At 58.1% G+C, this 8,227-nt stretch carries 10 protein-coding genes and 1 pseudogene; 6 read left to right on the forward strand and 5 right to left on the reverse strand.

From position 1 onward, the window contains the following. Nucleotides 1-3: 3 nt before the first annotated feature. The 5 genes from ccmE to ccmA form a co-directional block, all read right to left on the reverse strand. Entirely contained in the window at nt 4-459 is a 456-nt protein-coding gene (ccmE, locus tag J3361_RS11545) for a cytochrome c maturation protein CcmE (RefSeq protein WP_186704692.1), read from the reverse strand. After that, a complete protein-coding gene (gene ccmD / locus J3361_RS11550; RefSeq protein WP_003199159.1) occupies nt 456-632 on the reverse strand; it encodes a heme exporter protein CcmD in 177 nt (58 codons plus the stop codon). Before ccmD ends, ccmE begins: the two co-directional genes overlap by 4 nt. Continuing rightward, nucleotides 629-1,384, reverse strand: coding sequence for a heme ABC transporter permease (locus tag J3361_RS11555; protein ID WP_207964700.1), 756 nt, complete (start codon nt 1,382-1,384; stop codon nt 629-631). The genes ccmD and J3361_RS11555 overlap by 4 nt, the downstream gene beginning before the upstream one ends. Nucleotides 1,385-1,478: 94 nt before the next feature. Then, nucleotides 1,479-2,147: a heme exporter protein CcmB gene (ccmB, locus tag J3361_RS11560; protein ID WP_003183957.1), complete on the reverse strand. Its 669-nt coding sequence runs from the start codon at nt 2,145-2,147 to the stop codon at nt 1,479-1,481. Continuing rightward, nucleotides 2,144-2,779: a cytochrome c biogenesis heme-transporting ATPase CcmA gene (gene ccmA, locus J3361_RS11565; protein WP_207964701.1), complete on the reverse strand. Its 636-nt coding sequence runs from the start codon at nt 2,777-2,779 to the stop codon at nt 2,144-2,146. The genes ccmB and ccmA overlap by 4 nt, the downstream gene beginning before the upstream one ends. 200 nt (nt 2,780-2,979) lie before the next feature. On the opposite strand from ccmA, the gene J3361_RS11570 reads away from it, so the two are divergent. The 6 genes and pseudogenes from J3361_RS11570 to J3361_RS11595 all read left to right on the forward strand — a co-directional run. After that, nucleotides 2,980-4,551: a flagellar hook-length control protein FliK gene (locus tag J3361_RS11570; RefSeq protein WP_207964703.1), complete on the forward strand. Its 1,572-nt coding sequence runs from the start codon at nt 2,980-2,982 to the stop codon at nt 4,549-4,551. After that, nucleotides 4,548-4,877 (forward strand): EscU/YscU/HrcU family type III secretion system export apparatus switch protein, encoded by a 330-nt coding sequence (locus J3361_RS11575; protein ID WP_109751363.1) that lies wholly within the window; start codon nt 4,548-4,550, stop codon nt 4,875-4,877. Before J3361_RS11570 ends, J3361_RS11575 begins: the two co-directional genes overlap by 4 nt. 533 nt (nt 4,878-5,410) lie before the next feature. Then, the gene (locus J3361_RS11580; RefSeq protein WP_207964705.1) at nt 5,411-5,701 is read left to right on the forward strand and encodes a fructose-bisphosphate aldolase; all 291 of its coding nucleotides are present in this window, start codon (nt 5,411-5,413) and stop codon (nt 5,699-5,701) included. A 293-nt stretch (nt 5,702-5,994) separates the two neighbouring features. Next, nucleotides 5,995-7,110, forward strand: coding sequence for an AAA family ATPase (locus tag J3361_RS11585; protein WP_207964707.1), 1,116 nt, complete (start codon nt 5,995-5,997; stop codon nt 7,108-7,110). Continuing rightward, nucleotides 7,104-7,679 (forward strand): DUF4276 family protein, encoded by a 576-nt coding sequence (locus tag J3361_RS11590; protein WP_207964710.1) that lies wholly within the window; start codon nt 7,104-7,106, stop codon nt 7,677-7,679. The genes J3361_RS11585 and J3361_RS11590 overlap by 7 nt, the downstream gene beginning before the upstream one ends. A 110-nt stretch (nt 7,680-7,789) precedes the next feature. Next, nucleotides 7,790-8,017: pseudogene (locus tag J3361_RS11595) on the forward strand (EscU/YscU/HrcU family type III secretion system export apparatus switch protein); the annotation flags it as partial. Nucleotides 8,018-8,227: the final 210 nt, after the last annotated feature.

Below are 8,227 nucleotides of genomic sequence, written 5' to 3' on the forward strand. Positions count from 1 at the left end.
CGGTCAGCCCTCCTTCACGGGCGCGGGTGCCGACTGGCCGCTGTCTTTCAGGGCCTTGGTCACTTCCGGCGGCATGTATTTCTCATCGTGCTTGGCCAGCACTTCATCGGCGACCACAACGCCGTCAGCGTTGAGCTTGCCCAAGGCGACGATCCCCTGCCCTTCGCGGAACAGATCCGGGAGAATGCCGCGATAGGTGATCGTCACGGTCTTGCTGAAATCGGTGACATTGAATTTCACGTCCAGCGAATCCCCGGAACGCACCAGCGAGCCCTGCTCCACCATGCCGCCGGCACGGATGCGCGTGTCTTTCGGCGCTTCGCCATTGGCGATCTGGGTCGGGGTGTAGAACAGGTTGATATTCTGCTGCAAGGCGCTCAGGGCCAGGCCGACCGCGGCACCGACACCCACCAGGATCGCCAGAATGATGACAAGACGTTTTTTGCGCAGCGGATTCACTGACCGTTCTCCCGGCGCAAACGACGCGCCTCTTGTTGCAGATACCGCTTGCGGGCCAGGATCGGCACCGCCACGTTGAGGGCCAGCACCACCAGGCAAATGCCATAGGCTGACCAGACATACAGGCCATGATGGCCCATGGCGAGGAAATCGCCGAATGAAGCGAAACTCATCGAGCGGCCTCCAGGCTGTTCTGTACTTCGGCCTTCACCCAACTGGCCCGGGATTCGCGCTTGAGCACTTCCAGGCGCATGCGCAGCAACAGTACCGCGCCGAAGAAACAGTAGAACCCCAGCACCGTCAGCAACAGCGGCAGCCACATTTCAACGGGCATCGCCGGTTTTTCGGTCAGGGTGAAGGTCGCGCCCTGGTGCAGGGTGTTCCACCACTCCACCGAGTACTTGATGATCGGAATGTTGATCACGCCGACAATCGCCAGCACCGCGCAGGCCTTGGCCGCGCTGTCACGATTGCTGATGGCGTTGCCCAGCGCAATAAGACCGAAGTACAGGAACAGCAGGATCAGCATCGACGTCAGTCGTGCATCCCAGACCCACCACGAACCCCAAGTCGGCTTGCCCCAGATGGCCCCGGTGACCAGCGCCACGGCGGTCATCCAGGCACCGATGGGGGCGGCGCATTGCAGGGCCACGTCGGCCAGTTTCATCTTCCATACCAGCCCGACCACACCGCACACCGCCAGCATCACATAGATGGACTGGGCCAGCAGGGCCGTGGGCACGTGGATATAAATGATCCGAAAGCTGTTGCCCTGCTGGTAGTCCGGCGGGGCGAAGGCCAGGCCCCAGACCACGCCAGCGCCCATCAGTAGCAGCGCGAAGAGGCTCAACCAGGGGAGCAGTTTGCCGCTGATGCCATAGAACCATTTGGGTGAGCCGAGCTTGTGAAACCAGGTCCAGTTCATTGCTGTTTCCATCACGGTTGCGGTTCGCCATCACGAACCGCCGGGTCTGCCTTAACTTCCAGGGAAGTGGTCAGTTTTTGACCAGGCCTCGTTATTATTCGCCGACGCTGATTTTCAGGCCAGCGGCTATTGCAAAGGGTGTCAGGGTTATCGCCAGGGCAGTCAGGCTCCCAAGCCACAGCAGATAACCGGTCGCGGGCATGCCTTGCAATGCGGCTTGCAAGGCACCACTGCCCAGGATCAAGACCGGTATGTACAGCGGCAGGATCAGCAGCGCCAACAACAGGCCGCCGCGCTTCAAGCCCACCGTCAACGCCGCGCCCACCGCACCGAGCAGGCTCAGCACTGGCGTGCCCAGCAACAGCGAAACCAGCAGCACCGGCATGCAGGCGGCGGGCAAGCCCAGCATCATCGCCAGCAGCGGCGAGAGCAGCACCAGTGCCAATCCGGAAAAAACCCAGTGTGCCAGTACCTTGGCCAAAACCAGAAGGGCCAGGGGGTGCGACGAAAGGACCCACTGTTCCAGTGAGCCGTCTTCGAAATCACTGCGGAAAAGCCCGTCCAGCGAGAGCAGGACCGATAAAAGCGCGGCCACCCAGACCAGTCCCGGAGACAAGGTTTGCAACAATTGAGTCTCTGGTCCGACCGCTAACGGGAACAGTGCGATGACGATCGCGAAGAACACCAGCGGATTGGCCAATTCGGCCGGACGACGAAACAGCAGGCGCGCCTCGCGGGCGAGCAACAGGCCAAACACACTCATACGGCCCAGTTCCCCAGATCGATATTGCGATAACCGGACGGCATCCGCGCCAGCGTGTGGTGGGTGGTCAACAGGACCATGCCGCCGTTTTCGCAGTGCCGGGCCAGGTGCTCCTCGAGTTGCGCGACGCCCTGCTTGTCCAGGGCCGTGAACGGTTCATCGAGAATCCACAACGGTGGGCTGTCCAGGTACAACCGGGCCAAGGCCACTCGGCGCTGCTGGCCGGCGGACAGGGTGTGGCTCGGCACGTCTTCGAAGCCGCGCAGCCCGACCGCCGCCAACGCTTGCCAGATCGCCTCGCGCTCGGCCGGCGTATGCAGCGCGCAGAGCCAACTGAGGTTTTCTTCGGGGGTCAGCAAATCCTTGATGCCTGCGGCGTGGCCGATCCAGAGCAGGTTACGGGCCAGTTCGCTGCCCTGGCTGTTCAAGGGCTGGCCATTGAGCAACACTTGGCCTGCGGTGGGCTGCATCAACCCGGCGACCAGGCGCAACAGGCTGGTCTTGCCACTGCCGTTGGGGCCACTGATCTGCACCATGTCGCCAGGCGAGAGTCTCAATTCCAGGTTTTCGAAAAGCAGCCGCAAGTCTCGCTCACAGGCGAGGCCAACGGTTTGCAGGAGAGGACTGGTCAAGGGATCGCGGGCCTTATACGGTGTTCAAGTCGGCGGTGCAGCGGCCGTTAAAGAGGTGCAGCATAGATGCTTTGAGGGCCTGTTCCACAGAGCTGCGTCAAACAATCGCAAGGTTTTCGCCACTCCCTGAAAGACGGGCGGCATTATACATGCCCTGACCCACTCTCAAGAGAGCTTATTTCCCCAAGGTAAGACCGTAGATGACAGGCGACATGAACATCCCGCCGCTGCCCCAGGCCACGGCGACGACGCGTATGCCAGCGGTGACGGGTGAGCTGCTCAAGTTGCTGGCACCGGCCGAAGGGCTGATCGGGCCCGGCCAGACCGCCAAGGCCGAAGTGCTGTCGCTCAAGCAGGCGGACCAGACTTTTCAGCTACTGCTCAAGGTCACCCTGGAGAGCGGTCGACAGGCCACCGTGCAGGCCACCAGCACCCAGCCACTGCCCCAGGGCACCAGCCTGGCCGTGACCCAGCCGTCCGCCAGCAACCTGGCGATCGCGGTGCAACAGGCCGTTGCCTCCAGCGTTGCCACTTTGACGCGCATCGACACCGCGCAGATGCCGGTGGGCACGTTGCTGCAAGGCAAGGTGTTGACCAGCCAGGTGTTGCCCTCCTTGCCCGGCCAGCCGGCGGTCTACCGGTCGTTGGTGAGCCTGCTCAACACCGCCCAGGCTGGCAGCACCCTGGACATCGACAGCCCCCAACCGCTGCGCATCGGCACACTCTTGAGCGCCCAGGTGCAAGATGCACAGACGCTTAAATTCGTCCCCCTGAGCAACCGCCAGGAGCAATTGGCGGTGAGCCAGCAACTGGTCACCCAAGTCAGCCGCCAGGGCTCGCTGGACAGCCTGATCACTGCGCTGCAAAACCTTCCCGTCACTGACGACACAGAAACACAGCTGCGCGCGGCGGTGACTCGCTTGCTGGCCGGCCTGCCTGATGCCCAGCAACTGAGCACACCTAAGGGCGTGGCCCAGGCCATGGTCGCCAGCGGCGTGTTCCTGGAAAGCAAACTGCTCGCCGGACAGCCACCGAGCCTGGCGCCGGACATGAAAGGCGACCTGCTGAAACTGATTGCTCAACTGACACCGGCCCTGCCCGCCTCCACCAACCTTGGCGCCATCATTGCTGCCAACACCCTGGCCCAGGCCTTGCCGAGTTTCGTGCGCAGTGCCCTGGGGATGCTCGGCCAGGTCAGCGCCAAACCGTCGCCCACCAGCTTCCCGCTGCCCTCGCGGCAGTTGAAAGAGCAAGACGAAGAAGGTGACCTGGAACACCTGCTGCGCCTGGCCGCCGCGGCCGTCTCGCGCCTGCAAAGCCATCAATTGTCGAGCCTTGAACAGACCGGCCTGACCGACGACGGCCGACTGATGAGCACCTGGCAGTTGGAGATCCCGATGCGCAACCTGCAGGACATCGTTCCATTGCAGGTCAAGTTCCAGCGCGAAGAAACCCCGCCCCGGGAACAACCCGACGAACGCCGGGAAGAACGCGAGCCGAAACAGCAGCTCTGGCGGGTCGAGCTGGCGTTTGACATGGAGCCCCTCGGCCCGTTGCAGATTCAGGCCCAGTTGCTCAGCGGCAGCCTGTCCAGCCAGCTCTGGGCAGAACGGCCGTACACCGCGAGCCTGATCGAAAGCAACCTGACTGCCTTGCGTGAACGCCTTGTAACGTGCGGTCTGAATGTCGGCGACCTGGACTGCCACCTCGGCACCCCGCCCCAAGGCCCCAAGACTCGCCTGGAACAACGCTGGGTGGACGAAACCGCATGACCACCCACACCGAACCCCGCCAGGCCATCGCCCTCAAATACGACGGCCACCACGCCCCCACCCTCACCGCCAAGGGCGACGAAGCCTTGGCCGAGGAAATCCTGCGCATCGCCCGCGAAAGCGAAGTACCGATCTATGAAAACGCCGAGTTGGTGAAGCTGCTGGCACGGATGGAGTTGGGGGACAGCATCCCGGAGGAGCTGTACCGCACGATTGCCGAGATCATTGCGTTTGCGTGGAACCTGAAGGGCAAGTTTCCCCAGGGCTATGACCCGAATGCGCCGAGTGTCGAAAAGGATGTGACCGAGCGCGGTGATGATTACTGAGCCCGGCAACGATACCAAACGGAACCAAACCCTCCGCTACCGACAATCACTCATTCGATAACGACGCCAAAGATTTTAAGTCTGCAAATCTTGTAGGAAATAGCTACCTATAGAGACGGAGCTTGCTCCCCTCGGGACGCGAAGCGAGCCAAATCTCACGCAGCCGCCCCCTCAGACGCAGCGCAACACACGGTTTGACCGGGTTTGCATCACAAATCGAGGAGAATCACTCGCCAGATACGTCCCCTGGCATCCTACAGCCAGGTTGCGGCAACCAAAATCGCTGCCTAAAGTTGATCTGTCGCTGACATTGGTTGGCGAAGGGTTTCGCAGCCCTTAAGATTAATACCTTATCCTGTCATGTACGGGTCGGCTCCTGGTCGCGCATCGTTCCATGGCGGTTGTGCGTGGGAGACCTTCGGGTCTGCCGGGTCTTGGTGTTAATCCTCCGGTCTGCGAACCCGCGCATAGCTGCCACCCATCCTGTTTCGCAGCAGAACGGTGGCAATTCAATCTTCATCAGGATTAACACCATGACGACTCGACACCCGCTCAACCACACCCCCATGTCTCACTTCGCCACCGAACATCCCGTCCTCCTCATTGACGCCGACGCGCCACTGGGTGAACTCCATAGCTGCCTCAACGAACGCCTTGACGCCGTCCTCAAATACCTCAATCTCATGGCCTGGACCACCCTGCCCGACTACGCCGAAAACGACATCAATACCGTAACTAACATCGCTCGGATCCTGGTCCAGGATGTAAGTGATGTGTTTGGGGTAATTGAGCAACGGGGATTCGAGGTACAGGAGGGACAATAACGTTTTTCAACCACGCAACCCGCTTCGGCGGGTTGTTGCTTTCCTGCCTCATAATTTCGAAGCGCTGAAACAACGCATTTAAAATTGCCATAAAAAATCAGGAACCACCGTCCTTGGTTCTTGAATGGCCGCTACTCCATAGCGCTGACTGATTTTGCCTAGGAGCGTACGTTTCAAATTGCCTATAGAATCAGCCCCCCTTGAGTAGAATACGTTGCGAAAAATGATTTCAAGCACCTGTTCTCAAGAATTTCCGTGCTGAAACGGTGACTGAAGAACGCTGAGGATTTGCGATGAAAATTGAATACCTCGAGATCAAAGGCTTCAAGAGCGCGGCTAACATCGTCCTGAGGGACGTGCCGCCCTTTACAGCTTTTGCCGGCTCGAATGGCGCAGGTAAGAGCAACATCACTGATGCGCTGGCTTTTTTGGGAGCGATAGTGAAGCGAGGAGCGGCTCAGGCAATACGCGACTTCGGGGGATTCCAGCAAATCCACTGCTTCAAGCATCGAAAGGAAAAACGCACGACAATCTCTTTCGCCATCCGGGTAAAGCTCAAGGGAGAGACTTTCGACTACAGCCTGAAAATATCAGGCATAGACCGGGTACCTAAAATACTTGAGAGCTTAAAAGTCAACGACAAACAGGTCATTGACCGCAAGAGCAGCGATGAGACGCAGATTGTCTTGAGTGACACTCAGGGACTGCATCTCCTACCTGAGTATGCACAGGACATGACTGCGCTGATGCTGCTCAGCCATTCACCGTTGTATCGAATGCTTACCAATATCCAGGTATTTCGAATCGACCCGCTGGAAGCCAAGGAACCTGACAGTTCGACAGCAGACGCGACGACACTTGATAGCCACGGTCGGAACGTGGCAACCATGTTGTCAATTCTGGAGAAAAACGAGCGCTTTCGCGACCAAGTTCTTGAATGGATCGAATTGATCGTTCCAGGAATGGAAAATGTGTCTACCGAGAAGCAAAGGCTGGACGGCTCTACAGTAATAACCTTTAAGGAAGAAGGAACAAAAGCTCGATTCCCGGCACGGCTAATTTCAGACGGTACCATCTATGCTCTCTGCATCATGACCGCTGTGTTAAGCCGTTCAGACAAACCAGGCATAACAATCATAGAGGAGCCGGAGCGAGGCATTCATCCGAAAGCGATCGGCGAACTGGTTCAGTTGATGCGTGAAAATGCGTCTGTGGAGCATCCTGTTTTCATCACCACTCATAGCGAATCCGTTGTTCGCAATCTGGACCTTGAAGAGCTTCGGTTAGTGAATAAAGAGGATGGCAAGACCAAGATCAAGTGTGCTTCGGACTCGGCGGTGGATAAAAAAGATATTCCCTTGGATACGGCGTGGCTGACCAACCTTTTTGATGGAGGTCTGCCATGGTAAAAGTTGGGTTCATCGTGGAAGGCGATAGCGAAAAAATCGTCATCGAATCGGCCGACTTCAAAGCGTTTTTGCAGGCGAACGACTTTGAGTTGGTCAACCCCGTGGTCAATGCCAAGGGTGGCGGCAATCTACTACCGCAAAATATCGATGCTTATCTGGCACGTCTGGATCAGCAAGAGGTAGATAGAATCGTGGTGCTGACCGACCTCGAAGACGAAGACTCAGTTGATACCGTTAAAGAACGTATCTCAAACGCACGGATAGATATCACATTTGTCGCTGTAAAAGCATTGGAAGGATGGTTCTTGGCTGACTCAAATGCCATAGGCAAATGGCTTGGTGTGCACAACTTTGATGAGCCACAGCCCGAGCAAACACCGAACAAGCCATGGGACCGTCTCAAAGAAATATCAAATGGGCTTGGTAAACGGGGTCCGGGCAACAAAACCGCATTCGCAAAGAAAATGGTCAAGCATTATGGCTTTAGCATTCGCCAAGCGGCCTCGCACCCACAGTGCCCGAGTGCGAAGGAGATCGTTAACTATTTTACAAAACAGGGAAGAGTCTAAGCGCGATATAGCTAACAAGGCTGCGATCTACTGTTTTTCTCACAGCCTGTAGTTTGAAACGTTCAGCGGCCCTTGTGCAACTTGCTCATTAACTCCGCCTCGGCCTGGAAATCCTGCGGATCGCCCGGGACAGTGAAGTACCGATCTATGAAAATGCCGAGCTGGTGAAGCTGCTGGCACGGATGGAATAGGGGGAGAGCATCCCGGAAGAGCTGTACCGCACGATTGCCGAGATCATCGCGTTCGCCTGGAACCTCAAGGGCAAGTTTCCCCAGGGCCATGACCCGAATGCGCCGAGTGTCGAGAAGGATGTGACGGAACGTGGGGATGATTACTGATTCAGTGACGGCACTCTCCCGTGGCGAGGGAGCTTGCTCCCGCTCGGCTGCGCAGCAGTCGTAAAAAGCCTGGGGTCGCTTCGCAACCCAGCGGGGATAAATCCCCTCGCCACAAAGGCGTCTTTTTTAAAAAACTCCCGCCCCCACAAACGCCCCAGAAAATCCCCTGGTGCCCTCTTCTTCCAATAAAAAAAAAACAGACTCACCCTT

Origin of the sequence: Pseudomonas sp. OA65 (assembly GCF_017498305.1) — a bacterium.
GTDB classification, from domain to species: domain Bacteria; phylum Pseudomonadota; class Gammaproteobacteria; order Pseudomonadales; family Pseudomonadaceae; genus Aquipseudomonas; species Aquipseudomonas zanjanensis.

What these genes read in the sequence shown, in the direction of transcription:
- ccmB (WP_003183957.1), bottom strand. Translation starts at nt 2,147, where the DNA reads ATGAGTGTGTTTGGCCTGTTGCTCGCCCGCGAGGCGCGCCTGCTGTTT.
- ccmD (WP_003199159.1), bottom strand. Translation starts at nt 632, where the DNA reads ATGAGTTTCGCTTCATTCGGCGATTTCCTCGCCATGGGCCATCATGGC.
- J3361_RS11570 (WP_207964703.1), top strand. Translation starts at nt 2,980, where the DNA reads ATGACAGGCGACATGAACATCCCGCCGCTGCCCCAGGCCACGGCGACG.
- J3361_RS11585 (WP_207964707.1), top strand. Translation starts at nt 5,995, where the DNA reads ATGAAAATTGAATACCTCGAGATCAAAGGCTTCAAGAGCGCGGCTAAC.
- J3361_RS11590 (WP_207964710.1), top strand. Translation starts at nt 7,104, where the DNA reads ATGGTAAAAGTTGGGTTCATCGTGGAAGGCGATAGCGAAAAAATCGTC.
- J3361_RS11580 (WP_207964705.1), top strand. Translation starts at nt 5,411, where the DNA reads ATGACGACTCGACACCCGCTCAACCACACCCCCATGTCTCACTTCGCC.
- J3361_RS11575 (WP_109751363.1), top strand. Translation starts at nt 4,548, where the DNA reads ATGACCACCCACACCGAACCCCGCCAGGCCATCGCCCTCAAATACGAC.
- J3361_RS11555 (WP_207964700.1), bottom strand. Translation starts at nt 1,384, where the DNA reads ATGAACTGGACCTGGTTTCACAAGCTCGGCTCACCCAAATGGTTCTAT.